The following is a 25529-nucleotide window of genomic DNA, read 5'->3' on the forward strand; positions in this document are numbered from 1 at the left end:
GGCGGCACAGAGGAGGATACCCATGTTGACCCGTCGCAGCCTCGCCGCTCTGGCAGGCGCCGCCGCGCTGGCGCTCGCCGCCGCCGTGCCGGCTCTCGCCCAGCCGATCGTCATCAAGTTCAGCCACGTCGTCGCCCCCGACACGCCGAAGGGCAAGGGCGCCACGAAGTTCGAGGAACTGGCGGAGAAATACACCGACGGCGCGGTGGATGTCGAAGTCTACCCCAACAGCCAGCTCTACAAGGACAAGGAAGAGCTCGAGGCGCTGCAGCTCGGCGCCGTCCAGATGCTCGCCCCGTCGCTGGCCAAGTTCGGCCCGCTCGGCGTGCAGGATTTCGAGGTCTTCGACCTGCCCTACATCTTCAAGGGCTATGACGCGCTGCACACCGTGACCAACGGCGAAGTGGGCAAGATGCTGTTCTCGAAGCTCGAGGACAAGGGCATCAAGGGCCTCGCCTACTGGGACAACGGCTTCAAGATCATGTCGGCCAACAGCCCGATCGCCACGCCCGACGACTTCCTCGGGCTGAAGATGCGCATCCAGTCCTCGAAGGTGCTCGAGGCGCAGATGAACGCGCTCGGCGCGGTGCCGCAGGTCATGGCCTTCTCCGAGGTCTATCAGGCGCTGCAGACCGGCGTCGTGGACGGCACCGAGAACCCGCCCTCGAACATGTATACCCAGAAGATGCACGAGGTGCAGAAGCACGCCACGGTCTCGAACCACGGCTACCTCGGCTATGCGGTGATCGTGAACAAGCAGTTCTGGGACGGCCTGCCCGAAGAGGTGCGCGCCGGGCTCGAGAAGGCGCTGACCGAAGCCACCGACTATGCCAACGGCATCGCCAAGGAAGAGAACGACAAGGCGCTGCAGGCGATGAAGGACGCGGGCACGACCGAGTTCCACGAGCTGACCCCCGAAGAGCTCGCGGCCTGGGAAGAGGTGCTCGCCCCCGTCCATGAGGAAATGGCCGGCCGCATCGGTGCCGAGACCATCGCCGCCGTGAAGGCCGCGACCGGGACCAACTGACCCATCCGACCTCTCCCGGGCAGCCGGCCGCGCCGGCTGCCCGCCTTTCCCTTTCCCGCAACATCCTAGCCACAGGAGGCCCGCCATGATGCGCCTTCTCGACCGGCTGGAGGAAACGCTCATCGCCTCGCTCATCGCGGCGGCGACAGGGCTGATCTTCGTCTCGGTCGTCCAACGCTATTCGCTGGGCCTTCTGGCCGATGGCGTGGCCTTCTTCCGTGGCCACGACATGCCCGAGCTCTCGGCCATGATGCGCAGCGCCTATCTCGGCCTGCGCGAGTTCAACCTCGTCTGGGCGCAGGAGCTCTGCATCATCCTGTTCGTCTGGATGGCGAAGTTCGGCGCGGCCTACGGGGTGCGGACCGGCATCCATGTCGGCATCGACGTGCTCATCAACAAGCTCGACGAGCGCAAGCGCGGCTTCTTCATCCTGCTGGGTCTCGGGGCGGGCGCGCTCTTCACCGGGATCATCGCGACGCTCGGCGGCAATTTCGTCTGGCACATGGCCCAGACCAGCGCGATCTCGCCCGATCTCGAGCTGCCGATGTGGCTCGTCTATCTGGCGATCCCGCTCGGCTCGGCGCTGATGTGCTTCCGCTTCCTGCAGGTGGCGGTGATCTTCGCGCGCACGGGCGAGCTGCCCCATCACGACCATGGCCATGTCGAGGGCGTGGACACAGAGGACGAGGGGATCGACGTGCTCGGCAGCACCTTCCTCAAGTCGCCGCTGACGCCGCGCGACCTCGTCGAGAAGCCGAAGGACGAATGAGATGAACGCAGCCCTCATCTTCGGCGGTCTCATCGCCCTCATGCTGACCGGCATGCCGATCTCGATCGCGCTCGGCCTGACGGTTCTGACCTTCCTCTTCACCATGACGGCCGTGCCGATCGACACGGTGGCGCTGAAGCTCTTCACCGGCATCGAGAAGTTCGAGATCATGGCGATCCCGTTCTTCATCCTCGCGGGGAACTTCCTGACCCACGGCGGGGTGGCGCGGCGGATGATCGCCTTCGCCACCTCGATGGTGGGCCACTGGCACGGGGGCCTCGGCCTCGGCGGCGTCTTCGCCTGCGCCCTCTTCGCCGCCGTCTCGGGCTCTTCGCCCGCGACCGTGGTGGCCATCGGCTCGGTCATCCTGCCCGCCATGGTGGCGCAGGGCTTCCCCACCCGCTTCGGCGCGGGCGTCATCACCACGAGCGGCGCGCTCGGCATCCTGATCCCGCCGTCCATCGTGATGGTGATGTATTGCGTGGCCACCTCGGGGATGATGGTCGAGGGGCCGGACGGCACCATCGTCGATGCGGCCTCGGTGGGCGAGATGTTCATCGCGGGCGTGATCCCGGGGATCATGCTGGCGGGCGCGCTCGCCCTCACCACCTGGTATCGGGCCTGGAAGAACGACTATCCCCGCCTGCCGAAGGCCAGCTGGGGCGAACGCTGGCAGGCCTTCCGCCGGGCGATCTGGGGCCTCCTGCTCATCGTGATCGTGATGGGCGGCATCTATACCGGCACCTTCACCCCCACCGAAGCCGCCGCCATGAGCGCCGTCTATGCCTTCGTGATCGCGGTCTTCGTCTACAAGGACATGGGGCTCAGGGACGTGCCGCGGGTGCTGCTCGCCTCGGCCAACATGTCGGCGATGCTGCTCTACATCATCACCAATGCGGTGCTGTTCAGCTTCCTGCTCACGCACGAGAACATCCCGCAGGCGCTCGGCCAGTGGATGGTGGATTCGGGCCTGACCTGGTGGATGTTCCTCATCGCGGTGAACATCATCCTGCTCGCGGCCGGCAACTTCATGGAGCCCTCCTCCATCGTGCTCATCATGGCGCCGATCCTGTTCCCGGTGGCCGTGCGGCTCGGGATCGACCCGGTGCATTTCGGGATCATGATCATCGTGAACATGGAGGTCGGCATGTGCCACCCGCCCGTGGGGCTGAACCTCTATGTGGCCTCGGGCATCACCAAGATGGGCATCACCGAGCTCACCATCGCGGTCTGGCCGTGGCTGCTGACGATGCTGGCCTTCCTCCTGCTCGTGACCTACGTCCCGCAGATCTCGCTCTTCCTGCCGCATCTGCTGGGCATGCGCTGACCGCGAAGGTCCGGCGCCTTGACGGAGAACCCGGACGCCTGCCGACGGAAGTCGGCAGGCGTTCGACATTTGCAGGGGGGCGCCTCCTCGGGCCCGGTCTTCCGAAAGGCCCCGAGGCGCGGGCCTCAGGCCTCCGCGATCATCGCCTTGATGGCCGCGCCATGGCCGTCCTTCGCGCCGAGCGCATCGGCCGCCAGCGCCGCGGCCTCGGCCAGAAGCGCCTCGGGCGCCACGATCCGGTCGAGAAGACCCCAGGCCAGCGCCTCCTCGGCCGAGGCCTTCACGCCGCCCATCAGGATCATCTTGGCCCGCGCGGGCCCCGCCAGCGCCTTCAGCCGCCGCACGTCCGACGGCTGCGGCCGGAAGCCGAGCTTCATCACCGGATAGAAGAGCTTCGTTCCCGGCACGGCGATCCTCAGATCGCAGGCGAGCGCCATCCCCATGGCCCCGCCCGCCAGCGTGCCATTCAGCGCGGCGACGGTCAGGCAGGGCAGAGCCGCCACCGCCGCCGACACGCGCTCCCACACCGGGTCGACCGCGAGCCCCGCCCGCGCCTCGTCGAGATCGGCCCCGGCCGAGAAGACGCGCCCCTCGCCGGTCAGGACCAGCGCCCGCACGCCGTCGGCCGCGGCCTGCGCCACCGCCGCCTCGATCTCGAGCAGCATGGCCTTCGTCAGCGCATTGGCCTTGTCCGGCCGGTCGAGCGTCAGGGTCCGAAGCCCCTCCGCCTCCGCGATGCGGATCATGCGCCGAGCCCCACCGCCCGCCGGATCGCCTCGTCGCGCAGCGAGATCTCCTGCCCGAGCCACTTGTCCGCGCCCGGGCCGCACATCCACAGAAGCGCCTTCGCCGGCCAGTCGGCCGGGATATGGACCGAGGGATCGAGACGGCTCACCGGGTTGATGCCGCTCTCGCGGATCTTGTCCTGCATCTCGGTCGCGACCGTCCCGGGCGACAGGCCCAGGATGCGGATGCGGTGGACCGCCTCCTCGAGATGGGCGCAGCGGGTCAGCATGGCCGCGCCCGCCTTCGAGCTGCAATAGGCGCTCCAGCCCTCGAGCGCATTCTGCGCCGCGCCGGAACTCACGGTGATGATGGTGCCGCCCCTGGCGCGCATGTACGGCACCGCCGCCCGCATCCCGTGGAAGACGCCCTTGAGGTTGACGTCGATGGCGCGGTCCCAGGCGTCGGGATCGGCATCCGCCAGCCGCGCGATGGGCTCGATCACGCCCGCATTGTTGATGAGCACGTCGATCCGGCCCGCCGTCTCGACCACCCGGTCGATCGCCGTCTGCACCGAGGCCCGGTCGGCCACATCGCAGGTCAGGGCGAAGGCGCCCTGCCCCGCCTCGGCCGCCAGCGCCTCGATCTCGGCCCCGCTGCGGGAGAGGAGCGCGACGCGCGCGCCCGCCGCCGCGAAGACGCGCACCGCGGCCGCTCCGATCCCGCGGCTGGCCCCGGTGATTGCCACGACCTTGCCCTGCATGTTGCCCATTGCGCTGCTCCTTCCCTGGCCTTCTGACAAACGTGTTAGCCGATCCTTGCATTCGACGGAAAGGCTTGACCCTCCAGGACCCACGGAAGAATGTGGGCCGATTGTTCGCGTTGGGGAAGGCATATGACGTATTTCAGCACACTGGCAGGCACCACCGCTCTGGCGACGCTGGTTGCGGCGGGATCGGCGCAGGCCGATGTGACGCCCGAGCAGGTGTGGCAGAGCTGGCAGGAGCTCGGCGCCACCTACGGCCAGACCCTGACCGCCGCGAACCAGAGCCGGACGGGCGACACGCTGAAGCTGCAGGATGTGCGGATGCATTTCGCGCAGGACGGCACCGTGGTCGAGGGCACGATCCCCGAGGTGAACCTGACGCAGCGCGGCGACGGCACGGTGGAGATCACCATGTCGCCGGAGTTCCCCGTCGAGATGACGATCCCGAACGAGCCCGATGCCGAAAATCCCGCTCCCGAGCCGACCGAGCTCGCGCTGGCCCTGCGCCAGCCCGGCATGGTGATGGTCGCGGGCGGCGACGATCTGGCCACCACGCTCGCCTTCGACGCGCCCTCGACCACCATCGCCGTCACGGAAGTGGACGGCGTCTCGGCCCGCGAGATGAACCTCACGGCCGAGATGACGATGAGCGACGTGGCCGGCACCTACCGCACCGAGGGCACCGACACGCGCTCCATCACGAACGACTTCACGGCCGCGGTGGCCGAGATGACCTTCGCGATGACCGACCCCGAGACGAAGGGCAAGGTCAATGTCCGCGCCAGCGCCACCGACCTCAAGGGCACCTCCAGCGGGAAAATGGTGGGCACGCTCGGCATGGCCGACATGGCGGCGGCGCTGCAGGCGGGGGCGGCCTCGACCGGCAGCTTCACCTATGGCCCGGCCACGCTCGAGTTCGACTTTGCCGATGCGACCGACAAGGGCAAGGGGTCGGCCAGCGCCGCGGGCGGCAATCTCGACGTGTCGATGAGCGGCGACAGCCTTTCCTACGGCGGCGGGACGAAGAATGTGAGCCTCACCCTCAGCGGCAGCCAGATCCCGTTCCCGCAGTTCAACATGAGCTACGCCGAGGCCGCCTTCCAGCTGCTGACGCCGGTCACGACCTCCGAAGAGCCGCAGGACTTCCGCCTGCTCACCCGGCTCGTCAACTTCAAGGTCTCGGACGAGATCTGGGCCATGTTCGATCCCCAGGCGCAGCTGCCGCGGGATCCGGCGACGCTGGTGCTCGATGCCAAGGGCAAGGCGCGGCTCGACATCGACCTGCTCGATCCCAAGCAGGTCGAGACGCTGGGCGAGAAGGCCCCGGGCCAGATCGAGGCGCTCGATCTGGATCAGCTGCAGCTCACGATCGCGGGCGCGGACCTGACCGGCGACGGCAGCCTCACCTTCGACAACAGCGACACGACGACCTTCGGCGGCGTGCCTGCGCCCACGGGACAGATCGACCTGAAACTGGTGGGTGGCAACGCCCTGATCGACAAGCTGGTCAGCATCGGGATCGTGCCGCAGGATCAGGCGATGGCCGCGCGCATGATGCTCGGCCTTTTTGCCCGTCCGGGCGAGGGCGAGGACACGCTGACCTCGACGCTCGAGTTCAAGGACAAGGGCTTCTACGCCAACGGCCAGCGCCTCCAGTAAGCTCGGCGCCCCCGCCCTGCGGCGGGGGCGGCCCTCCATTCCGCGGGATCGCGGCCCCGCGCCACGGCGCACCTCTCTGGCCCGGCCGTCCCATCGGGCAGTCTGCGCGCCTTCCGATCAGTCCGACCGAACGCCGTTCCATCAGACAGACCGCGCGCCGTCCCATCGGCGCGCACCTCTTCCCGACGGAACGTCGGTTCCTGCGGCTCCGGCGCTTGTCACGACGGGCGCGCCCGATTACCTCGGGACGGAACCCAGAGGAGCCAGCCCATGACCGAACCGCTCGACCGCCTGACCGACCGGCTGCTGCAGGTCGCCCGCAGCGCCGGAGCAGAGGCCGCCGATGCGATCGCGGTGCGCGGCACGTCGCTCTCCATCGACATCCGCGAGCGCGCGCTGGAGCAGGCCGAGCGGGCCGAGAGCGTCGAGGTGGGCCTGCGCGTGCTCCTCGGCGGCCGGCAGGCCTGCGTTTCGGCCTCCGACATCTCCGAGGCCACCCTTTCGGCCATGGCCGAGCGCGCGGTCGCCATGGCGCGGGAAGCGCCCGACGATCCCTGTGCGGGCCTCGCCGACCCCGCCGAGATCGCGCGCGGATGGGATCTGGCGGCGCTCGAGCTGGTCGATCCGTCCGACGAGCCCTCGCCTGCGGCCCTGGAGGAGGATGCCCGCGCGGCCGAGGCCGCGGCGCTCGAGACGGCCGGCATCTTTCAGGTCGAGGCGGGCGGCGCCTGGTCGCGCCGCGAGATGCATCTGGCGGCCAGCAACGGCTTTTCCGGCGGCTATGCGCGCAGCTCGCGCTCGATCTCGGCCGTGGCCTTCACCGGCTCGGGCACGCAGATGGAGCGCGACTGGGCGGCCGAGACCCGCATCTTCGGCGCGGACCTGCCGGCGGCCGCCGAGGTGGGCCGCCTCGCCGCCGAACGCGCCATGGCCCGCAAGGGCTCGCGCAAGCCGCCCACCGGCAGCTTCCCGGTGCTCTATGACGAGCGCATCGCGGCCTCGCTGATGAGCCACCTGTTGTCAGCTGTCAACGGCGCCACCATCGCCCGCGGCGGCTCGTGGCTGCGCGACGCGCTGGGACAGCAGGTGCTGCCCGCGCATCTGTCCTTCATCGAAGATCCGCTGCGGCCGCGCACCGGCTCGTCGCGCCCCTTCGATGGCGAGGGGCTGCCCACGCGCCGCCGCGCCATCGTCGAGAACGGGATCCTGACCGGCTGGACGCTCGACCTCGCCACCGCGCGGAAGCTGAAGATGGCGAGCACGGCCAATGCTGCGCGCTCGACCTCGCAGCCGCCCTCGCCCTCGGTCTCGAACACCGAGCTCACGCCCGGCACGGCCACGCGGGCCGAGCTGCTGGCAGAGATGGGGACGGGCCTTCTCGTGACCTCGCTCATGGGCTCGTCGATCAACGGCAACACGGGCGACTATTCGCGCGGCGCGTCGGGCTTCTGGGTCGAGCGCGGCGAGATCGTGGGGCCGGTGAACGAATGCACCATCGCGGGTAACCTGCGCGACATGCTGCGGACCATCGTGCCCGCGAACGATGCGCGGCCGCACCTGTCCAGCCGGGTGCCGAGCCTCCTCGTGGAGGGCCTCACGATTGCCGGCGCGTGACCTCGCGCTGCTGAGCGAGGCCGCGCGGGCGGCGGGGCCGGTCGCGCTCCGCTACTGGAAGAATGCGCCCCGCGCGTGGGAGAAGGACGGGAATGCGGGGCCGGTGACCGAGGCCGACCTCGCGGTGAACCAGGCGCTCGAGCAGAGGCTCCGCTCGGCACGGCCCGATTACGGCTGGCTTTCGGAGGAGAGCGCCGACAGCGGAGAGCGGCAGGGGGCCGAGCGCGTCTTCATCGTCGATCCCATCGACGGGACGCGCGCCTTCATGGCGGGCGAGGATACTTTTGCCGTCTCGCTCGCCGTGGCCGAGGCAGGGCGGATCGTGGCCGCGGCGGTCTATCTGCCGGCGCTCGACCGGCTCTATACCGCGGGCGAGAGCGCGCCTGCGCTGCGCGACGGGCAGCCCATCGCCGCCAGTCAGCGCACCGAGACCCAAGGCGCCACGCTCCTGGCCACGCGCCACACGCTCGGCGACAGCCACTGGCCCGGGGGCGTGCCGGATGTAAAGCGCAGCTTTCGCGCCTCGCTCGCCTTCCGGCTCTGTCTCGTTGCCGAGGGGCGGCATGACGGGATGCTCATGCTGCGTCAGGCATGGGAATGGGATATAGCCGCAGGCAGCCTGATCGCCGCCCGCGCGGGCGCCGCCGTCTCCGACCGGTTCGGCCAGCCGCTGACCTTCAACGGCAGCCCTCCGCAGACCCCCGGCGTGATCGCCGCCGCCCCGGGCGTGCATGCGGATCTGCTGCGTCGTCTCATGCCCTGATTGCGGGACGAGACCCCGGACGGTCCCCGGCGCCCCTTCGGCTGTGAAAAAGCTGGGCGGGGAAAGAGCGGTTCAGCCGGGCCGCATCTCCTGCCGCCTTCGACTGTGGCGGAGCCGAGCGGGTAAAAGAGCGGGTCTGTCCGACTCCGGTCCTCTGCCCCGCCTCGTGATCCTGCCGAAGCTGTGAGCGCGCCGCTCCGAGGCGCACGGCAGGCGTCACCGCCAAGGCAACGCCCGCCGCAGGCCCTCACTTGTTCGTGCGGCCGCGCTGGTTGGGATCGATCCCGCCCCAGGGGTTCGTGTCGTTCATCACGTCGCCTTCGAACGTATTCTCGCCCTCCATCGGCGCCTCGCCGCGCCGCAGACCTGTCGAGCGCCCGATGCCCGGATCGCCCTTGAGGTCGGCGTCGAAGGGCTGCTTCGTCTTCGGATGCTTGCTGGACATGGATCCGTCTCCTCTTTCTGGAAGGAGGAAAACCGGGTGCGTCCGCCCTCTGTTCCGGCGCGGGCCGGGGATCGGCAAGCCCTCGCCGCACGGAACTTCGGCGGCGCCCGTCGGTTGCGCCCGCCCACCCTGCCCAACAGGAGGCTCCGATGACCCACCATCCCAAACCGCCGTTCCCCGATCAGGAACAGCCGATGCCCGGCAAGACCTCCCGCCTCGATCCGCAACCCGATCACGGAGAGAAGAGCTATCGCGGCTCGGGTCGCCTGCAGGACATGAAGGCGGTCATCACCGGCGCGGACAGCGGCATCGGCCGGGCCGTGGCGCTGGCCTTCGCGCGCGAGGGGGCGGACGTGCTGATCTCCTACCTGTCCGAGGACGAGGATGCGGCCGAGACCGAGCGGCTGGTGACGGAAGCCGGGCGCAAGGCGGTTCTGGTGCGCGGCGACCTTCAGGACGCGGCCCACTGCCGCGCCGTGATCGACCGTGCCGTCGAGGAATTCGGCCGGATCGACCTCCTCGTGAACAATGCCGCCCATCAGGCGAGCTTCTCCGATCTGGGCGACATCCCGGACGACGAATGGGAGCTGACCTTCCGCGTGAACATCCATGCGATGTTCTATCTGTCGAAGGCGGCGGTGCCGCATATGGGCCCGAACAGCGCGATCATCAACACGGCCTCGGTCAATGCCGATTCGCCGAGCCCGCATCTTCTGGCCTATGCCACCACCAAGGGCGCGATCCAGAACTTCACCGGCGGCCTCGCCCAGATGCTGGCCGAGAAGGAGATCCGGGTGAACTGCGTGGCGCCGGGCCCGATCTGGACGCCGCTCATCCCCTCGACCATGCCTGCGGAGAAGGTGAAGAACTTCGGAACGCAGGTGCCCATGCAGCGGCCGGGACAGCCCGCGGAACTGGCCACGGCCTATGTGATGCTGGCCGATCCGCTCTCGAGCTACACGTCGGGGGCGACCATCGCGGTGACGGGCGGCAAGCCCATCATCTGACCGGCTTCCGGCGGCCCGGCGCCAAGGGGCCGGGCGCTGCCTTGCCTGTCCGCGCGCGCGAGGAGCTGCCTGTCCGGCGTGGCGCGCTGCGCCAGGGGGCAGGCCCTTGGGCGGCCTCGAAACTTGACTGTTTTCGTAAACATAAGTAGAGCACGGGCAGCCGTGACCTTGCTGCGACTCGACCTTGCGTCGCGAGCGGGAGACAAGCCAGAACATCAAGCTCCGCGCCCCGCGCGGCCGAAGACCGGAAGACCTCATGGCCTTGCTCTTGCGTTCGATCCTGCTGATCCTTCTGACCGCCGCCGCGGCCCAGGCGCAGGAGCAGCCTCCCGCCGTCCCCGATCTCGCGCCCCAGATGCAGGCGCCCGCGCCCGAGACGGCGGCACCCGCTCCGGCCCTGCCCCCGGCCGCGCCCGAGGCGGGCCCGGCGCTCGATGCGCCCGCGGCCCCGGCCAGCCCCGAAGCGCAGGGCTCGCAGGCGCCCGCCGATGCGGCCGACGCACAGGAGGCCCCGGCACCGGCGGGCGAGCCCGAGGCGCCGGCGGCCGCGGGGGCAGATCCCGCCCCGGCCGCCTTCGACACCGAAGCCGCAGAGGCGCCTGTTGGGCCGGGCCTTCCGATCCCGCACGATCTGACGCCCTGGGGCATGTTCGAGGCCGCGCACTGGGTGGTGCAGGCGGTGATGATCCTGCTCGCCGCGGCCAGCTTCGTGACCTGGACGGTGCTTCTCTTCAAGCTGGTCGAGATCGCCATCGCCCGCCGCAGGCTGGCGCGGACCGCGGCCACCGTGGAGACCTCGGCCACGCTCGAGGAGGCGGTCCGGCGTCTTGCGGGGCGCAAGGATCCGGCCGCCTTCATGGCGCGGGCGAGCTTCGAGGAACTGCAACGCTCGGACGCGGCGCTCGATCTGGCCGGCACGGCGGGCCTGAAGGAGCGCGTGCGCTCGATCCTCGAGCGGGTCGAGGCGCAGGCGGGCGAACGGCTGCGGCGCGGCATCGGGCTTCTGGCCACCATCGGCTCGGTCGGGCCCTTCGTCGGGCTGTTCGGCACGGTCTGGGGCATCATGAACGCCTTCATCGGCATCTCGCAGAGCCAGACGACGAACCTCGCCGTGGTGGCCCCCGGCATCGCCGAGGCGCTGCTGGCCACGGGCCTCGGCCTCGTGGCGGCCATTCCGGCCGTGGTGATCTACAACCATTTCGTGCGGTCCATCGCCTCGTGGCGGCTGAGCCTCGCCGATGCGGGCGCCGCCATCGAGCGGATGCTGAGCCGCGATCTCGACTACCGCAGCGCCGGGAGGTCCTGAGCCATGGCGGGGTTCCGCGGCAGCGACGGCGACGATCTGAACCACGAGATCAACGTCACGCCCTTCATCGACGTGATCCTCGTGCTGCTCATCATCTTCATGGTGGCGGCGCCCCTCTCGACGGTGGATGTGCCGGTCGATCTGCCGGGCTCGACCGCGAGCCAGAGCCAGCGGCCGGAAGAGCCGATTTTCCTCACGCTGCAGAAGGATCTGACGCTGTCGCTGAAGAACACGGCCATCGCGCGCGCGGCGCTGCAGGCGGATCTCGACGCGGCGACGCAGGGCAATCGCGACACGCGGATCTTCCTGCGCGCGGATGAGGCGGTGCCCTACGGCGACCTGATGGAGGTGATGAACCTGCTGCGCGGCGCGGGCTACCTGAAGGTGGCGCTGGTCGGGCTGGAGGCGCTTCCGGGAGGCACGCCATGAGCCATTATGCGGACTGGCGGCAGAGCCTCGGGCCCGGACGGCTGCGGCGCGAGGCGGCGGGCTGGTCGCTCGCCGCGCTGACGGTGGCGGCGACAGCGACCGCCGCGGCCACGGCGGCCTTCCGCGTCGAGGAGCTGGGCCACCGGGATGCCCTGCAGGAGGCGCTCTATCTCGATCTCGAGCCGGTGCCCCCTGCCCCTGCGGCGCTGGCCGCCCCCGAGGCGGCGCCCGAGGTGCCGCAGGTCGAGGCGCCCGTCGCCCCGGAGCCCGAGGAGATCGCCGAGCAGGAACCGGAGCTGGCTCCGCCGCCGCCCGACGTCCGGCCGTCGGCCGAGACGGTGGACCTGCCCGACATTCCGGTGCCCACCTCCGAGACCTTCGCCTACGACCCACCGCCCCCGCCGCCGCCCGAAGAGGAAGAGGTGGCCGAGATCCCGCCCGATGCGCGCCCGATGCCGCGCCCCGAGCGCACGCCGCCGCCCGAGAAAAAGCCCGATCCGCCGAAGCGCGAGGTGAAGAAGGCCGCCGCTCCGCCGCCGCAGCAGGCCGCAGCGCCGACCCGCTCGACGGGCAGTGCCGCCGCGGTGGCCTCGCGCGGGCAAGTGCAGAACCTGACGGCGAAATGGGGCGCCGAGATCCGCAAGCGCATCCAGCGCCACACGCGCGGCGCGCGCGGTCAGGCGGGCGAGGTGACGGTGCGGCTGACGGTGTCGCAGGGCGGCGCGCTCGGCGGCGCGTCGGTGGTCCGCTCGTCGGGCAATCCGCGGATCGACCAGCTCGCGCTGCGCGCGGTGCAGTCGGCAGGCCGGTTCCCGGCTGCGCCGGCGGCGCTGACCGATCCGCAGTATACCTTCACCCTGCCGATCACCTTCGCGCGCTGAGGCCGCGGAGGAGCGCTCCGGCGAGGGCGCGCCTGCCGCCCTGCTCCTCCGGGCAGCAGGGGAGCATCTCGCGCCCCCGACATCCGGCGATCTTCGCCGGGGCACGCCCGCCGTCAGGATGCGGGTTGCGGCCCGTAACAAAAGGCCCGCGCCTCACGGGCAGCGGGCCTCGCTCCTCGGAAAGCGTGAATGATCAGTCGGCGGTGGGCCAGGTCGGGTAGAACAGGCCGGCGGGCGAGAGGGTGAAGATCTCGCAGCCATCGGCGGTCACGCCTACCGAATGTTCGAACTGCGCCGACAGCGACTTGTCGCGGGTGACGGCGGTCCAGTCGTCGGCGAGCACCTTCGTCTCGGGGCGGCCGAGGTTCACCATCGGCTCGATGGTGAAGATCATGCCCTCTTCCAGCACGGGCCCGGTGCCGGGGCGGCCGTAGTGCAGCACGTTCGGCGGCGCATGGAAGACACGCCCGAGACCGTGGCCGCAGAAGTCGCGCACGACCGACATGCGGTTGTTCTCGACATAGGTCTGGATCGCCGCGCCGATGTCGCCGAAGGTGGCGCCGGGCTTCACGACCTCGATCCCCTTCATCAGCGCGTCGTGCGTGACCTCGAGCAGACGCTCGGCCTTGCGGCCGAGGGTGCCCGCCACATACATCCGGCTCGTGTCGCCGAACCAGCCATCCACGATCACCGTCACGTCGATGTTGAGGATGTCGCCGTCCTTCAGCACCTTCGTGCCGGGAATGCCGTGGCAGACGACATGGTTGACCGAGATGCAGGAGGCGTGCTGATAGCCCTTGTAGCCGATGGTGGCCGAGGTGACCCCGCGCCGCTCGATCTCGTCGGTGATGAAGCGGTCGATCTCGGCCGTGGTGGCGCCGGGCACGACCAGCGGCCCCACGAGATCGAGGATCTCGGCCGCGGCCCGTCCGGCCCGGCGCATGCCCGCATAATCCTCGGGCTCGTAGATCCTGATGCCGTTCTTGGTGATGCGGCCGCGCGACTCGTCCACTGGGACTGATCCTTCTGGTCTCGGTGTCGTCTCAAGATAGTCAAGGTTCCGCTCCTTTGCCATACCTGCGCCGGCCGCGAAAGGTTTGAAACGCCGCGCGGCGGGGCCTATAGCTGAGCGATCCGAAGGAGAAGCCGATGCCCGCGAACCCCACCGCCGCCATGCTCGTGATCGGAGACGAGATCCTCTCGGGCCGCACCCGCGACGGGAACAGCCATTATCTCGCCGGCGAACTGACCCGCCACGGCATCCGCCTGAGCGAGATCCGCTGCGTGGCGGACGACCGCGCCGCCATCATCGAGGCGGTCCGGGCGCTGGATGCGCGCTGGGATCACGTCTTCACCTCGGGCGGCATCGGCCCGACCCACGACGACATCACCGCCGAAGCCGTGGCCGAGGCCTTCGGCGTGCCGATCGGCATCCGGCAGGACGCCTACGACCTGCTGGCCGCCCATTACGCGCGCACTGGGCTCGAGTTCAACGAGGCCCGCCAGCGCATGGCCCGCATCCCCGAAGGCGCCACCCTGATCGAGAACCCCGTCTCGACCGCGCCGGGATTCACCTTGGGCACCGTGCATGTGATGGCGGGCGTGCCCAACATCTTTCAGGCGATGGTGGCCTCGGTCATCCCGACCCTCACCGGGGGCGAGCCGCTGCTCAGCCAGTCGCTGCGGGTGGACCGCGGGGAGGGCGAGATCGCCGGTCCCTTCGGCGCGCTCGCGACCGAGTTTCCCGACCTGCAGATGGGCAGCTATCCCTTCGTGCAGAACGGCGCCTTCGGCTCGAACCTCGTGATCCGCGGCACCGATGCGGGGCGGATCTCGGAGGCGATGACCCGGCTGGCCGCCCTCTTCCCGCAGGCGCGCTAGAGCATGACCCCAGAGGACATCTACGCCACCGTCGAGGCCACCTGGCCCGCGGCGCGGCTGGAGCGCTCGGGCCCCTGGACGATCCGAGAGGGTCGGGGCGGCGGCAAGCGCGTTTCTGCCGCAACCGCCGCGGAGGGCTGGACGGAGGCGGATCTGCCCGCCGCCGAAGCCGCGATGGAGGCCCTCGGGCAGGAGCCGCTCTTCATGATCCGCGCGGGGGACGAGCCGCTCGACGCGGCGCTTGCCGCGCGCGGCTACCGGATCGTCGATCCCGTCACCGCCTATGCCTGCCCGGTGGGGCGGCTCTCGGCCGAGCCGCCGGCGCAGATGGCGGCCTTTCCGCACTGGCCGCCGCTCGGCATCGTCCGCGATCTCTGGACCGAGAGCGGCATCGGCCCCGAACGCGTCGCGGTGATGGAGCGGGTGGCGGGGCCGAAATGCTGCCTGCTCGGGCGGCAGAACGACCGACCCTCGGGCGCGGCCTTCGTGGGGCTGGCGGGCCCGTTCGCCATGCTCCACGCGCTCGAGGTCACGCCCGCGCTGCGCAGGCTCGGCTCGGCGCAGGCGATGATCCGCCGCGGCGCCTGCTGGGCCGAGGCCGCGGGCGCCCATTGGTTCTCGCTCGTCGTCACCACCGCCAATGCGCCGGCCCGCGCGCTCTACGAGGCGCTCGGGATGGAAGAGGTGGGCCACTACCACTACCGGCTGAAATGATCCGGCAGCTCCTTCTCGCCGCCCTCATCCTCTGCCCGGGAGCCGCCGCCGCGCTCGAGCTCGGCGCGCCCTGGACGCGCGTCGAACGGCAGGAGGAGGACTCTGCCAGCTACCGGCTGCCGACGGGCCCCTGGACCGAGGCGGGCCTGCCCATGCGCCCGATCGAGGGCCGGATCGTCCGCAGCGTCTGGCAGCGCGATCTGGCCGAGACCTCGACGCTCGACCTTCTGGCACCCCTCCGCGCGGCGCTGGAGGCAGAGGGCTTCCGCCCGCTCTTTGAATGCGAGACGCGCGGCTGCGGCGGCTTCGACTTCCGCTATGCGACGGATGTGCTGCCCGAGCCGGAGATGCATGTGGATCTGGGCGACTTCCGCTTCTTCGCGGCGATCCGCGAGGGGGCCGAAGGTGCCGAGGCCGTGAGCCTCCTGATCAGCCGGTCGGATGCGACGGGCTTCGTGCAGGTGATCGAGGCCCTGCCCCGCACCGCCACGCCCCCGGCCCCCGTCGCCGTGCCGGACGAGCCTGTCGCGGCGGAGGCCCCCGCTCCTGCCGCCGGCACCCTCATCCTGCGGCTCGAGGAGACGGGGGCCGCGGTGCTCGAGGGACTGGTCTTCGGCAGCGGCTCGGCCGAGCTCGAGGACCGCGCCTATCCCGCGCTCGCGGATCTGGCGCAATGGCTGAAAGAGGATCCGGCCCGGCGCGTGGTGATCGTGGGCCATACCGACGCGTCGGGCGGGCTCGAGGGCAATGTGACGCTGAGCCGGGCCCGGGCCGTTTCGGTGCGCGAGCGGTTGATCGCGCGGCACGGGGTCGATGGGGCGCAGGTGACGGCGGACGGCGTGGGCTATCTCGCTCCGCGCGCCACGAACCGCACCGAAGAGGGCCGCGCCCGCAACCGCCGGGTCGAAGTCATGCTGCTCGCCGGCTGAGAGCGCCCGGAAAGGCCACGCCTCAATTCCCGATCGGCCCCTTTTCCAGAAAGCGGCGCACGAGGAAGTCGATGAAGGCGCGCACCTTGGGCTGGGTGAACCGGCCCGCGGGATAGATGGCATGGATGCCCAGCGTCTCGACCGGCAGGTCCGGCAGCACCTCCTCGACCAGCCCCGCACGCATGGCCTCCGCGAAGAGGAACTCGGGCAGATGGGCGATGCCCAGCCCCGAGACCGCCGCCTTGAGCAGCGAATGGCCGTCGTTCACGGTCAGAAAGCCCGGCGCCCGCACCTGCCGCGGCTCGCCCGAGGGTGACAGGAGCCGCCAGACGTTTCCGTGCGCCTGCGTCGAATGATAGAGCAGCCTGTGATCGGTGAGGTCGTCGATCTTCATCGGCCGCCCGTGCCGCTGGAGATAGCCCGGAGACGCGATCATCCGCCGGGTGGTCTCGGTCAGCTTGCGTGCGCGCAGGCTCGAATCCTCGAGATCGCCCACGCGGATCGCCATGTCGAACCCTTCCGAGATCAGCTCGACGCTGCGGTTGTTCAGCACCATGGTCACGGTGATGTCGGGATAGTCGAGCAGGAACTCCGCGAGGATCGGCGCCAGCAGGGCCACGCCGAAATCCGTCGCGACCGAGAGGCGCAGGTGTCCCGACGGCGCGGTCTGCATCGAGGTCACCAGCGCATCCGCCTCGCCCGCGTCGGTCAGCACCCGCCGCGCCCGGTCGTAATAGGCGAGCCCGATCTCCGTGGGCGAGACCCGGCGGGTGGTGCGGTTGAGAAGCCGCGCCCCCAGCCGCGCCTCGAGCGCCGAGACATGTTTCGAGACGGCGGACTTGGAGATCCCCATCTTCCGGGCCGCATCGGTGAAGCCGCCCTGATCCACCACCATGGCGAAGGCTTCCATTTCCGTCAGTCGATCCATGGCGGCTCCCGTGCACTGTCCGGACCCTGCCCTCATGGGTGGCAAATCGGGCAGGATTGCGGAAAGCAACAGGCAAGTCCGGGATTTATGGCCGGAAAGCCCGGGGCAGGCATCGGGGTGAGTCGCCGTGCCGGGACAGGGGCCTGCGCCCTCGCGCCGCAGCTTCGACGGCGCGCCGGACAGAATGTCACCTCCCCAAGCGCCAAGACGCAACAAAATTGCGTCATCGCGTCGCGCTGCGTTGCAGCGACGGCATGGGTGGCATGCGCCTTTTGGGAGAAGTCATCAGAATTGAGGGGTTTATATCGGGGGGCAAAGGAGAACGACCATGATACACGATCCCCGCCCGATGACCGCCGCTCAGGCCGCCGAAACCGTGCCGGCCTATTTCACGCCCGAGCGGAACACCCGTCAGCTTCGCAATCTGAGCGCGCTGGAGCAGATGTACGGCTACTACAACCGCGATTGATCCTTCGCTGCCACGACGGCGGGCACAGGGCCCGTCGTCCCGGCAGAGCCCCAGGTGCGGTCTGAGGCAGACCCCTCCCGACGCCCGGCTCCCCTCTTTTCCCCTCTCTCCACGACGCGCCCGAGACCGCGGTCTCCCAGTGGGCCTGCCGCGGCCCTAGCGGTTCGCCGCTTCCATTGCATCGACGAAGCTCACCATCAGGCGCTTTCCGTTCTCGCGCCCGAGCGGGGCTTTCCCCGTGCCCGAGGCCGTCAACGTCACCATCCGCCCGTTCAGCGTGAGCACCGCGCGCCAGCTCTCCGGCGGCGCCCCGCGGCTCCGGTCCCGGATCCGGATCAGGAAGGCCTTCCCCCGCCCCAGCGCCTCGAGAACCTGCACGCTATCGGCACGACCCGAGGCGCTCAGAGCCTTCCGCCCCGCCGCCGACTGGAAATAGGCCGCCAGATCCTGCCCCCGCCGCGCCACGTCGATGCCCGAGCCGGGCACGCCGACCGTCGCGGTCAGAACCGCAGGCGGGCGATCGGTCACGCCTGCACAGCGACCCATCAGCACGAGGCCCGGCCCGGTCCCGGGCTCGCGGACGATGCAGTAGCCGGCGGGCGCCGCGACGCGCACGCCCTCCGCCACGGCAGGCAGGGCCGGAAAGAGGGCGAGGAGGCCTGCGAGGAGAAGATGCCTCATGCGTCTCCTCCGAAGCAGGCGCCGCAGTCTCGGGCGCGGGGATGGGGCGCGAGGAAGGGCTGTCTCATGGCAGGTCTCCGGTCGGTGGGCACGGGCATAGCGGCCGCTCCCGCAGCGGGCAAGGCGCGACCTGCCGGTCCACCGGCAGCTTTCGGCGCAGAGCGGCACGCACGGGCCCCGGATCCGCGACACCTTCACGGACGCTGCGCCCACTCACCCCGGATTGCCGTGATCTGTCCCAAGGCGCGTCCGCCGCATGCCCCCTCTCCCCGCGCGCGGGCGTCACAGGGGCAGCCCGCGCGATTGCATTTCCCGCCCCTCCGGACTATCTCGGCACCATCGCCGCGACCGGAAGGCTTGCCCGCATGAACTGGATCTCCAACTACGTCCGCCCGAAGATCAACTCGCTCTTTTCGCGCCGCGAGGTGCCGGAGAACCTCTGGACCAAGTGCCCGGAGTGCGGGACGATGCTCTTCCACCGCGAGCTGGCCGAGAACCTGAACGTCTGCTCCACCTGCGACCACCACATGAACATCAGCCCGCGGGACCGGTTCGCCGCGCTCTTCGACGGCGGGATCTTCACCGAGGTCGAGGTGCCGGTGCCGCTCGCCGACCCGCTCCAGTTCCGCGACCAGAAGCGCTATCCCGACCGGATGAAGGCGGCGCAGAAGACCACGGGCGAGAAGGAAGCCATGCTGGTCGTCGAGGGCGAGATCGCCCGGACGCAGGTGGTGGCCGCGGCCCAGGACTTCAGCTTCATGGCGGGCTCCATGGGCATGTATGTGGGCAATGCCATCATCGCCGCCGCCGAGCGCGCGGTGAAGCTCAAATGCCCGCTCATCCTGTTTGCCGCCGCCGGCGGCGCGCGGATGCAGGAGGGGATCTTGTCGCTCATGCAGATGCCGCGCACGACGGTGGCGGTGCAGATGCTGCGCGAGGCGGGCCTGCCCTACATCTGCATCCTGACCCACCCGACCACGGGCGGCGTCACCGCCTCCTATGCGATGCTGGGCGACGTGCAGATCGCCGAGCCCAATGCGCTGATCTGCTTCGCCGGCCCCCGCGTGATCGAGCAGACGATCCGCGAGAAGCTGCCCGAGGGCTTCCAGCGCGCCGAATATCTGCTCGACCACGGGATGCTCGACCGGGTGACCCACCGCAAGGCGATGCGCGAGGAGCTGGTCACCATCATCCGGATGCTGATGAACCAGCCGCCGGCGATCAAGGGCGACCTGCCTGCGCCCGAGCCGAAGCCGGTGATCGACCTGCCGCCGCCGCCGACGCCGGAGGCGGTGGTCGACGACAAGGCCGCCGAGTGAGCCTGCCCGCCTCCGACCTCATCCTGCAGCGGATGATGTCGCTGCATCCGAAGATCATCGACCTGACGCTCGACCGGGTGCACCGGCTGCTGCAGGCCCTCGGCCATCCCGAGCGGTCGCTGCCGCCGGTGATCCATATCGCGGGCACCAACGGCAAGGGCTCGACCCAGGCGATGATCCGGGCCGGTCTCGAGGCGCAGGGGCTGAAGGTGCACGCCTATACCTCGCCCCATCTGGCCCGCTTCCACGAGCGAATCCGGCTCGCCGGCAGCCTGATCTCCGAGCCCGCGCTGGCCGCCCTCCTCGACGAATGTCTCGCGGCAAACGGTCCCGAGCCCATCACCTTCTTCGAGATCACCACCTGCGCGGCCTTCCTCGCCTTCGCGCGCACGCCCGCCGATTACACGCTCCTCGAGGTGGGCCTCGGCGGCAGGCTCGATGCCACCAACGTGGTCGAGGATCCGCGGCTCACCATCGTGACCCCGGTCTCGATCGACCATCAGCAGTATCTGGGCGAGACCCTGCCCGAGATCGCGGCCGAGAAGGCGGGCATCCTCAAGCGCCGCGTGCCCTGCGTGGTGGGCCCGCAGCAGGCCACGGCGCTCGAGGTCATCGAGGCGCGCGCGGCCCGTCTCGGCGCGCCCCTCCTCGCCCACGGCCAGCAGTGGCAGGTCTGGGAAGAGCGCGGCCGGACGGTATTCCAGGACGAGGCGGGCCTTCTCGATCTGCCGCTCCCGGTCCTGCCCGGGCCGCACCAGATCCAGAATGCCGGCGCGGCCCTGATGGCGCTGCGCCATCTCGGCGCGCCCGAGGCCGCCTGCGAGGCGGCCCTCACCCGCGCCGACTGGCCCGCCCGGATGCAGCGCCTGCGCCAAGGACCGCTTCCCCGGAGCGCGCCGGGGATCGAGCTCTGGCTCGACGGCGGCCACAACCCCGCGGGCGGCGCTGCAGTGGCGGCCACGCTGTCGCGGATGGCGCCGCGGCCCACCCATCTCATCTGCGGGATGCTGAACACCAAGGACGTCAAGGGCTACATGCGCCCGCTCGCCCCCCATGTGACGCGCCTCCATGCGGTCTCGATCCCGGGCGAGGCCAACACGCTCCCCGCGGAGGCCACCGCCACCGCCGCCCGCGCCGCAGGCATCGCAGCCTGCACGGCGCCCTCAGTCGCCGACGCCCTCGCGTCCATCGCCGCCGAAAACCCCGCCGCCCGCGTGCTGATCTGCGGCTCGCTCTATCTCGCCGGCGCGATCCTGCGCGAGAACGGCTGACCCTGCGCCGATCTGCGGCGCAGCCTGCACGAGACGGTCCGACCCGCTTTCACTCTGCCCAAATATCCCGCGGGGGAGTCGCTCCGCCCGCAGGGCGGGGCGGCGGGGGCGCGAAGCCCCCTCTTCTCCGGCGATCAGGCAAGATGCGGCCGGAAGGTCGCCACCACCTCTTCATAGACCGCGCGCTTGAAGGGCACGATCGCCGCGACCATCTCCTCGGCCCCGATCCAGCGCCAGCAGGAAAACTCGGCATGATCCGTGCCGATCCCCACCTCTTCATCGGTCCCGAGATAGCGGTAGAGGAACCATTTCTGTCTCTGGCCGCGATACTTGCCGCCCCAGACCCTGCCCAGCAGCTCGGGCGGCAGGTCGTAGGTCACCCAGTCCGGCGCCTTGGCCACGAACTCCACCCGCTCGGCCGGAATGCCGGTCTCTTCCCACAGCTCGCGCAGCGCGGCCTCGCGGGGCTTCTCGCCCTCGTCGATCCCGCCCTGCGGCATCTGCCAGGCGGGCACCGGACTGTCGATCCGCTGCCCGGCGAAGATCAGACCCTCGCGGTTGATGAGCACGATGCCCACGCAGGGGCGGTAGGGCAGCGTCAGGGGATCGATCGTGCGCTCCATGGCCGCCTCAGGGCTTCACTTCGATGGCCGAGAGGCCCTTGAGGATGTCCACCGCATAGGCGAGCTGGTAATCCTCGTCGCGCAGTTTCGCGGATTCCTCGGCCCGGGCGCGGTCGGCTTCCAGCTGCTTCTTCTCGTCCTCGGTCATCGAATCGTTCGACAGGACGCCGCGCAGGTCGGCCTCCGACCGGTTGCGGGCGGCGCTCGTCGCGGGGCTCTCCTCCTCCTCGGGGACGGCGGGCTTCGCGGGCGGCTGGTTCACCACGATGTCGGGCGCCACGCCGAGCGCCTGGATCGAGCGGCCCGAGGGCGTGTAGTAGCGCGCCGTGGTCAGCCGCATGGCCCCCTCGCCCCGCAGCGGGATCACGGTCTGGACCGATCCCTTGCCAAAGCTCTTGGTGCCCACGACGATGGCGCGGCGATGGTCCTGCAGCGCGCCCGCCACGATCTCCGAGGCCGAGGCCGACCCGCCGTTGATGAGCACGACCATGGGCTTGCCGTCGATCAGATCGCCCGGCGTCGCGTTGAACCGCTCGCCGTCGCCCGCGGCGCGGCCGCGCGTCGAGACGATCTCGCCCTTGTCGAGGAAGGCGTCCGAGACCTGGATCGCCTGGGTCAGGAGCCCGCCGGGGTTGTTGCGCAGGTCGAGCACCACGCCGTTGATCTTGTCCTCGCCGCCGAGCGCCTTGATCTCCTTCTCGAGACCCTCCTTCAGGCCCGAGAAGGTCTGGTCGTTGAAGGTGGTCAGCCGCACGACGACCGTGTTGCCCACCACGCGGCTGCGGGCGGCCACGAGCTTGATCGTGTCGCGGACGATCGAGACGTCGAAGGGCTCGGGGGTGCCTTCGCGCACCACCGTGATGAGGATCTCGGAGCCGACCGGCCCGCGCATCATGTCCACCGCCTGATCGAGCGTCAGGCCCAGAACGGATTCGCCGTTCACATGGGTGATGAAGTCGCCGGACTGGATGCCGGCCGCGTCCGCGGGGGTGCCGTCCATCGGCGACACGACCTTGACGAAGCCCTCCTCCTGCGTGACCTCGATGCCGAGGCCGCCGAACTCGCCGCGGGTCTGCACCTGCATGTCGTCGAAATCGTCGGGCGGCAGGTAGCTCGAATGCGGATCGAGCGAGGTCAGCATCCCGTTGATCGCGGCCTCGATCAGCTTGTCGGTCTCCACTTCCTCGACATATTGCGCGCGGATGCGCTCGAAGATGTCGCCGAACAGGTCGAGCTGCTCGTAGACCGATTTCGACCGCTGCTGCTCCTGCGCGATGAGGGGCCCCGCCACCTGGGTCGCCAGCAGGACGCCGGCCACCGTGCCGCCGAGCGCGGCCATCATGTATTTCCTCATGGCGGTCCTATTCCCCGTTTGCCTCGAACCAGTCCGCCGGATCGACCGGCTCGGCTCCTTGCCTCAATTCCAAGTAAAGCGTTTCCGTATCCCGAGCGCCAGCGCCCTCTCCGCCTGAGGCCGCAGGACCGGCAGGGCGCGGCTCGCCCCCCATCAGCCCGAGCGGTGCGCCGGCGGCGACCACCTCTCCCGTCTCACCATAGACGGTGCCCAGACCCGCCAACACCAGCAGATAGCCGGCGCCGGGCTCGAGGATCATCACATTTCCGTAGTCGAGAAGCGGCCCGCGGTAGCGGATCGTGGCGGGCCAGGGCGCGGTCACCAGCGCCTGCGGCCGGGCCGCGATCAGGATGCCCGGCCGGCGCACGCCCGCCGCATCCGCCTCGTTCGCCCGCCGGAGGATCGTGCCCAGCACCGGCAGCGGCAGCCGCCCGCGCGCCGCCTCGAAATCGCGCGCCGCGGCGTCGGGATCGCCGGTGGCCAGCCCGCCCGCGAAGGCGTCGAGCGTGTCGGCGCTTTCCAAAAGCCCCTTCAGCACCGCCGGGTCGTCGGTGAAGCGCGTGGGCAGGTCCACCCGGTCGCCGATGGCCTGGCTCAGCGCCGTCCGGGCCTCCTGCGCCGCGGCCAGCCCTTCGGCCAGCGTCCTGCCCGCGGCGGTCTGCAACTCGCGCAAGTCGCGCATCTCGCTCACCTGCTGGCGGAGCGACTCGGCCTGCGCCAGAAGCGCGGGCGTCACATCCGACAGGATCATGCCTGAGCGCGCTGTGCCGAGCGGCCCCGCAGGATGCATCAGAAGGAGCGGCCCCGGCCGTGCATCCATCCGCGCGAGCACGCCCAGCAGCTGCGCGATCTCGTCCCGTTTGGCCTCGAGCAGCATCTCGAGCACCGACTCGCGGATCGCCGCCTGCCGCAGGTTCTCGCGCAGCGCGGCGAGCCCGCGCTCGTAGGCGCGGATCGTGGTCGTCAGCGCCGAGACCCGGTCGCGCGCACCCTTGGCCTCTTGCAGCGCCGTCACCGCCGCCTGCAGGTCGCGCGCCGCCTGCGCTGCCTCCTGCGCCACGGTCACGGCCGCGGCCGGCGTGGCGAGAAGGCCCAGCGCAAGGACGAGCGCGCGGATCATGCGTCGATCAGGCTCCGCCCGGTCATCTCCTCGGGCTGAGGCAGCTGCATGAGTTGCAGCAGCGTCGGCGCGAGATCGGCGAGACGGCCCGCATGGAGGCGCGCACCCGCAGGCCCGTTCACGAGGATCACCGGCACCGGGTTCGTGGTGTGCGCCGTGTGCGGGCCGCCGGTTTCGGGATCGACCATCGTCTCGCAGTTGCCGTGATCGGCCGTCACGATCATGGCCCCGCCCGCCTTCGTCACCGCCTCGACCGCCCGGCCGAGCCCGCGGTCCACCTCTTCGACGGCGGCCATGGCGGCCTTCAGATCGCCCGTGTGGCCCACCATGTCGGGGTTGGCGTAGTTCACCACGATCAGGTCATAGCCCGCGCCGATGGCCTCGACGAGATGGTCGCTCACGTCGGGGGCGGACATCTCCGGTTGGAGGTCGTAGGTCGCGACCTTGGGCGAATTGGCCATGTAGCGATCCTCGCCCGTCTCCGGCGCCTCGCGGCCGCCGTTCAGGAAGAAGGTGACATGGGGATATTTCTCGGTTTCCGCGATGCGGAACTGCCGCAGCCCATGGCTCGCCACCCATTCGCCCAGCGTGTTGCGGATCACGGGCTTGGGATAGGCCGTGGTCATGAAGCGGTCATGCTCCTTGGAATAGTCGACCATCCCGAGGAAGGCCGACCAGTCCGGCCGCGCGCCCGTGTCATAGGCGTCGAAGCCCGGCTGGGCGAGACCGGCGAGGATCTCGCGCGCCCGGTCGGCGCGGAAGTTGAGGCAGAAGAAGCCGTCGCCGTCGCGGGCGCCTGCATAGTCGCCGACCACGGTCGGCGCGATGAATTCGTCGGTCTCGCCCCGCGCCAGTGCGGCCGCCACCGCGGCCTCGGCGTCGGGCGCGTGCTCGCCCGTGGCATGGAGCATCGCGTCGGAGGCGCGCTTCACCCGGTCCCACCGCTTGTCGCGGTCCATCGCCCAGTAGCGGCCGATGACCGTGCCGATACGGGCGCCCTCGGGCAGCACCCGCACGAGCTGGCCCACGAACTCGCCCGCCGAGGTGGGGGCCACGTCGCGCCCGTCGGTGATCGCATGGATTACGACCGGAATGCCCTCGCCCGCCAGAACCTCGACCGCGCTGATGAGATGCTGGATATGCCCGTGCACGCCGCCGTCCGAGACGACGCCCATCAGATGCGCCGTGCCGCTTTTGGCCTTCACCTTCCCGATGAAGTCGCGCAGCGCCGGGTTTTGCGGAAACGACCCCTCCTCGATGGCAAGGTCGATGGCGCCAAGGTCCATCGCCACCACGCGGCCCGCGCCGATGTTGGTGTGCCCGACCTCGGAATTGCCCATCTGGCCCCGCGGCAGTCCCACATCCGGGCCGTGGGTGACGAGGGTCGCGTTCGGGCAGGTCGCCATCAGCCGGTCGAAGGTCGGGGTTTCGGCCAGCGCCACGGCATTCGCCTCGCGCTCGGCACGAAGCCCCCAGCCGTCGAGGATGCAGAGGACGACGGGTTTCGGTGCGGTCATGGAAGGG

26 protein-coding genes are annotated in these 25529 nt (G+C 70.2%); 16 read left to right on the top strand and 10 right to left on the bottom strand.

Features of this window, described 5'->3' with window-relative positions; all coding sequences use genetic code 11:
* Positions 1 to 22: 22 nt before the first annotated feature.
* From RSP_RS12905 to RSP_RS12915, 3 genes are all read left to right on the top strand, one after another.
* On the top strand, positions 23 to 1027 hold the full coding sequence (locus tag RSP_RS12905) for a TRAP transporter substrate-binding protein (protein ID WP_002721134.1): 1005 nt from the start codon (positions 23 to 25) through the stop codon (positions 1025 to 1027).
* Positions 1028 to 1112: 85 nt separating this feature from the next.
* Positions 1113 to 1796 carry a TRAP transporter small permease gene (locus tag RSP_RS12910; protein ID WP_002721136.1) on the top strand — a complete coding sequence of 228 codons (684 nt, stop codon included), beginning with the start codon at positions 1113 to 1115 and terminating at the stop codon, positions 1794 to 1796.
* Between the two features lies 1 nt (position 1797).
* Positions 1798 to 3123 carry a TRAP transporter large permease gene (locus tag RSP_RS12915; RefSeq protein WP_011338587.1) on the top strand — a complete coding sequence of 442 codons (1326 nt, stop codon included), beginning with the start codon at positions 1798 to 1800 and terminating at the stop codon, positions 3121 to 3123.
* Between the two features lie 125 nt (positions 3124 to 3248).
* On the opposite strand, the gene RSP_RS12920 is transcribed toward RSP_RS12915, so the two are convergent.
* Positions 3249 to 3869, bottom strand: a complete 621-nt coding sequence (locus RSP_RS12920; RefSeq protein ID WP_002721140.1) for an enoyl-CoA hydratase/isomerase family protein — start codon at positions 3867 to 3869, stop codon at positions 3249 to 3251.
* Positions 3866 to 4618 (bottom strand): SDR family oxidoreductase, encoded by a 753-nt coding sequence (locus RSP_RS12925; RefSeq protein ID WP_011338588.1) that lies wholly within the window; start codon positions 4616 to 4618, stop codon positions 3866 to 3868. The genes RSP_RS12920 and RSP_RS12925 overlap by 4 nt, the downstream gene beginning before the upstream one ends.
* 123 nt (positions 4619 to 4741) lie before the next feature.
* Between RSP_RS12925 and RSP_RS12930 the strand changes: the two genes are divergently transcribed.
* From RSP_RS12930 to RSP_RS12940, 3 genes are all read left to right on the top strand, one after another.
* Positions 4742 to 6271 carry a DUF2125 domain-containing protein gene (locus RSP_RS12930; protein WP_002721144.1) on the top strand — a complete coding sequence of 510 codons (1530 nt, stop codon included), beginning with the start codon at positions 4742 to 4744 and terminating at the stop codon, positions 6269 to 6271.
* A 270-nt stretch (positions 6272 to 6541) separates the two neighbouring features.
* The gene (locus tag RSP_RS12935) at positions 6542 to 7885 is read left to right on the top strand and encodes a TldD/PmbA family protein (protein WP_011338589.1); all 1344 of its coding nucleotides are present in this window, start codon (positions 6542 to 6544) and stop codon (positions 7883 to 7885) included.
* Positions 7872 to 8648 (top strand): 3'(2'),5'-bisphosphate nucleotidase CysQ, encoded by a 777-nt coding sequence (locus RSP_RS12940; RefSeq protein WP_011338590.1) that lies wholly within the window; start codon positions 7872 to 7874, stop codon positions 8646 to 8648. Before RSP_RS12935 ends, RSP_RS12940 begins: the two co-directional genes overlap by 14 nt.
* Positions 8649 to 8895: 247 nt before the next feature.
* Here RSP_RS12940 and RSP_RS12945 read toward each other — a convergent pair whose 3' ends face one another.
* Positions 8896 to 9093, bottom strand: a complete 198-nt coding sequence (locus RSP_RS12945; protein ID WP_002721150.1) for a hypothetical protein — start codon at positions 9091 to 9093, stop codon at positions 8896 to 8898.
* Positions 9094 to 9242: 149 nt separating this feature from the next.
* On the opposite strand from RSP_RS12945, the gene RSP_RS12950 reads away from it, so the two are divergent.
* From RSP_RS12950 to RSP_RS12970, 4 genes are all read left to right on the top strand, one after another.
* Entirely contained in the window at positions 9243 to 10100 is an 858-nt protein-coding gene (locus RSP_RS12950; RefSeq protein WP_011338591.1) for an SDR family oxidoreductase, read from the top strand.
* A gap of 256 nt (positions 10101 to 10356) precedes the next feature.
* On the top strand, positions 10357 to 11406 hold the full coding sequence (gene exbB / locus RSP_RS12960) for a tonB-system energizer ExbB (RefSeq protein WP_011338592.1): 1050 nt from the start codon (positions 10357 to 10359) through the stop codon (positions 11404 to 11406).
* Positions 11407 to 11409: 3 nt separating this feature from the next.
* Positions 11410 to 11835 carry a TonB system transport protein ExbD gene (gene exbD, locus RSP_RS12965; RefSeq protein WP_011338593.1) on the top strand — a complete coding sequence of 142 codons (426 nt, stop codon included), beginning with the start codon at positions 11410 to 11412 and terminating at the stop codon, positions 11833 to 11835.
* Positions 11832 to 12716, top strand: coding sequence for an energy transducer TonB family protein (locus tag RSP_RS12970; RefSeq protein WP_011338594.1), 885 nt, complete (start codon positions 11832 to 11834; stop codon positions 12714 to 12716). The genes exbD and RSP_RS12970 overlap by 4 nt, the downstream gene beginning before the upstream one ends.
* Before the next feature lie 193 nt (positions 12717 to 12909).
* Here RSP_RS12970 and map read toward each other — a convergent pair whose 3' ends face one another.
* Complete coding sequence (map, locus tag RSP_RS12975) at positions 12910 to 13791, bottom strand: type I methionyl aminopeptidase (protein WP_011338595.1); 882 nt, start codon at positions 13789 to 13791, stop codon at positions 12910 to 12912.
* Between the two features lie 74 nt (positions 13792 to 13865).
* Here map and RSP_RS12980 point away from each other — a divergent pair, with 74 nt between their 5' ends.
* From RSP_RS12980 to RSP_RS12990, 3 genes are read left to right on the top strand one after another with little or no spacing between them, the layout of a single operon-like run.
* Positions 13866 to 14597, top strand: a complete 732-nt coding sequence (locus tag RSP_RS12980; protein ID WP_011338596.1) for a competence/damage-inducible protein A — start codon at positions 13866 to 13868, stop codon at positions 14595 to 14597.
* A 3-nt stretch (positions 14598 to 14600) separates the two neighbouring features.
* Positions 14601 to 15311: a GNAT family N-acetyltransferase gene (locus RSP_RS12985; RefSeq protein ID WP_011338597.1), complete on the top strand. Its 711-nt coding sequence runs from the start codon at positions 14601 to 14603 to the stop codon at positions 15309 to 15311.
* Complete coding sequence (locus tag RSP_RS12990) at positions 15308 to 16240, top strand: OmpA family protein (protein ID WP_011338598.1); 933 nt, start codon at positions 15308 to 15310, stop codon at positions 16238 to 16240. Before RSP_RS12985 ends, RSP_RS12990 begins: the two co-directional genes overlap by 4 nt.
* Positions 16241 to 16262: 22 nt before the next feature.
* Here the strand turns inward: RSP_RS12990 and RSP_RS12995 are convergent, their stop codons facing one another.
* Complete coding sequence (locus RSP_RS12995; protein WP_017139967.1) at positions 16263 to 17168, bottom strand: LysR family transcriptional regulator; 906 nt, start codon at positions 17166 to 17168, stop codon at positions 16263 to 16265.
* A gap of 328 nt (positions 17169 to 17496) precedes the next feature.
* On the opposite strand from RSP_RS12995, the gene RSP_RS13000 reads away from it, so the two are divergent.
* A complete protein-coding gene (locus tag RSP_RS13000; RefSeq protein ID WP_002721169.1) occupies positions 17497 to 17637 on the top strand; it encodes a hypothetical protein in 141 nt (46 codons plus the stop codon).
* Between the two features lie 156 nt (positions 17638 to 17793).
* On the opposite strand, the gene RSP_RS13005 is transcribed toward RSP_RS13000, so the two are convergent.
* Complete coding sequence (locus RSP_RS13005; protein ID WP_011338600.1) at positions 17794 to 18318, bottom strand: hypothetical protein; 525 nt, start codon at positions 18316 to 18318, stop codon at positions 17794 to 17796.
* Positions 18319 to 18683: 365 nt separating this feature from the next.
* Between RSP_RS13005 and accD the strand changes: the two genes are divergently transcribed.
* Together accD and RSP_RS13015 are read left to right on the top strand one after the other, a co-directional pair.
* Positions 18684 to 19637: an acetyl-CoA carboxylase, carboxyltransferase subunit beta gene (accD, locus tag RSP_RS13010; RefSeq protein ID WP_002721171.1), complete on the top strand. Its 954-nt coding sequence runs from the start codon at positions 18684 to 18686 to the stop codon at positions 19635 to 19637.
* The gene (locus RSP_RS13015; protein WP_011338601.1) at positions 19634 to 20908 is read left to right on the top strand and encodes a bifunctional folylpolyglutamate synthase/dihydrofolate synthase; all 1275 of its coding nucleotides are present in this window, start codon (positions 19634 to 19636) and stop codon (positions 20906 to 20908) included. Before accD ends, RSP_RS13015 begins: the two co-directional genes overlap by 4 nt.
* Before the next feature lie 134 nt (positions 20909 to 21042).
* On the opposite strand, the gene RSP_RS13020 is transcribed toward RSP_RS13015, so the two are convergent.
* From RSP_RS13020 to gpmI, 4 genes are read right to left on the bottom strand one after another with little or no spacing between them, the layout of a single operon-like run.
* Positions 21043 to 21531, bottom strand: coding sequence for an RNA pyrophosphohydrolase (locus RSP_RS13020; protein ID WP_011338602.1), 489 nt, complete (start codon positions 21529 to 21531; stop codon positions 21043 to 21045).
* 7 nt (positions 21532 to 21538) lie between these two features.
* The gene (locus tag RSP_RS13025) at positions 21539 to 22885 is read right to left on the bottom strand and encodes a S41 family peptidase (RefSeq protein ID WP_009565257.1); all 1347 of its coding nucleotides are present in this window, start codon (positions 22883 to 22885) and stop codon (positions 21539 to 21541) included.
* A gap of 7 nt (positions 22886 to 22892) precedes the next feature.
* Entirely contained in the window at positions 22893 to 24005 is a 1113-nt protein-coding gene (locus RSP_RS13030) for a murein hydrolase activator EnvC family protein (protein ID WP_011338603.1), read from the bottom strand.
* A complete protein-coding gene (gpmI, locus tag RSP_RS13035) occupies positions 24002 to 25522 on the bottom strand; it encodes a 2,3-bisphosphoglycerate-independent phosphoglycerate mutase (RefSeq protein ID WP_011338604.1) in 1521 nt (506 codons plus the stop codon). The genes RSP_RS13030 and gpmI overlap by 4 nt, the downstream gene beginning before the upstream one ends.
* Between the last annotated feature and the right edge of the window lie 7 nt (positions 25523 to 25529).

Source organism: Cereibacter sphaeroides 2.4.1, assembly GCF_000012905.2.
Taxonomy (GTDB): Bacteria; Pseudomonadota; Alphaproteobacteria; order Rhodobacterales; family Rhodobacteraceae; genus Cereibacter_A; species Cereibacter_A sphaeroides.

Bases quoted from the DNA above. Each gene is read 5' to 3' on its own strand.
- RSP_RS12905 (WP_002721134.1), top strand. From the start codon at position 23: ATGTTGACCCGTCGCAGCCTCGCCGCTCTGGCAGGCGCCGCCGCGCTG.
- RSP_RS12910 (WP_002721136.1), top strand. From the start codon at position 1,113: ATGATGCGCCTTCTCGACCGGCTGGAGGAAACGCTCATCGCCTCGCTC.
- RSP_RS12915 (WP_011338587.1), top strand. From the start codon at position 1,798: ATGAACGCAGCCCTCATCTTCGGCGGTCTCATCGCCCTCATGCTGACC.
- RSP_RS12920 (WP_002721140.1), bottom strand. From the start codon at position 3,869: ATGATCCGCATCGCGGAGGCGGAGGGGCTTCGGACCCTGACGCTCGAC.
- RSP_RS12925 (WP_011338588.1), bottom strand. From the start codon at position 4,618: ATGGGCAACATGCAGGGCAAGGTCGTGGCAATCACCGGGGCCAGCCGC.
- RSP_RS12930 (WP_002721144.1), top strand. From the start codon at position 4,742: ATGACGTATTTCAGCACACTGGCAGGCACCACCGCTCTGGCGACGCTG.
- RSP_RS12935 (WP_011338589.1), top strand. From the start codon at position 6,542: ATGACCGAACCGCTCGACCGCCTGACCGACCGGCTGCTGCAGGTCGCC.
- RSP_RS12945 (WP_002721150.1), bottom strand. From the start codon at position 9,093: ATGTCCAGCAAGCATCCGAAGACGAAGCAGCCCTTCGACGCCGACCTC.
- RSP_RS12950 (WP_011338591.1), top strand. From the start codon at position 9,243: ATGACCCACCATCCCAAACCGCCGTTCCCCGATCAGGAACAGCCGATG.
- exbB (WP_011338592.1), top strand. From the start codon at position 10,357: ATGGCCTTGCTCTTGCGTTCGATCCTGCTGATCCTTCTGACCGCCGCC.
- exbD (WP_011338593.1), top strand. From the start codon at position 11,410: ATGGCGGGGTTCCGCGGCAGCGACGGCGACGATCTGAACCACGAGATC.
- RSP_RS12970 (WP_011338594.1), top strand. From the start codon at position 11,832: ATGAGCCATTATGCGGACTGGCGGCAGAGCCTCGGGCCCGGACGGCTG.
- map (WP_011338595.1), bottom strand. From the start codon at position 13,791: ATGGCAAAGGAGCGGAACCTTGACTATCTTGAGACGACACCGAGACCA.
- RSP_RS12980 (WP_011338596.1), top strand. From the start codon at position 13,866: ATGCCCGCGAACCCCACCGCCGCCATGCTCGTGATCGGAGACGAGATC.
- RSP_RS12985 (WP_011338597.1), top strand. From the start codon at position 14,601: ATGACCCCAGAGGACATCTACGCCACCGTCGAGGCCACCTGGCCCGCG.
- RSP_RS12990 (WP_011338598.1), top strand. From the start codon at position 15,308: ATGATCCGGCAGCTCCTTCTCGCCGCCCTCATCCTCTGCCCGGGAGCC.
- RSP_RS12995 (WP_017139967.1), bottom strand. From the start codon at position 17,168: ATGGATCGACTGACGGAAATGGAAGCCTTCGCCATGGTGGTGGATCAG.
- RSP_RS13000 (WP_002721169.1), top strand. From the start codon at position 17,497: ATGATACACGATCCCCGCCCGATGACCGCCGCTCAGGCCGCCGAAACC.
- RSP_RS13005 (WP_011338600.1), bottom strand. From the start codon at position 18,318: ATGAGGCATCTTCTCCTCGCAGGCCTCCTCGCCCTCTTTCCGGCCCTG.
- accD (WP_002721171.1), top strand. From the start codon at position 18,684: ATGAACTGGATCTCCAACTACGTCCGCCCGAAGATCAACTCGCTCTTT.
- RSP_RS13020 (WP_011338602.1), bottom strand. From the start codon at position 21,531: ATGGAGCGCACGATCGATCCCCTGACGCTGCCCTACCGCCCCTGCGTG.
- RSP_RS13025 (WP_009565257.1), bottom strand. From the start codon at position 22,885: ATGAGGAAATACATGATGGCCGCGCTCGGCGGCACGGTGGCCGGCGTC.
- RSP_RS13030 (WP_011338603.1), bottom strand. From the start codon at position 24,005: ATGATCCGCGCGCTCGTCCTTGCGCTGGGCCTTCTCGCCACGCCGGCC.
- gpmI (WP_011338604.1), bottom strand. From the start codon at position 25,522: ATGACCGCACCGAAACCCGTCGTCCTCTGCATCCTCGACGGCTGGGGG.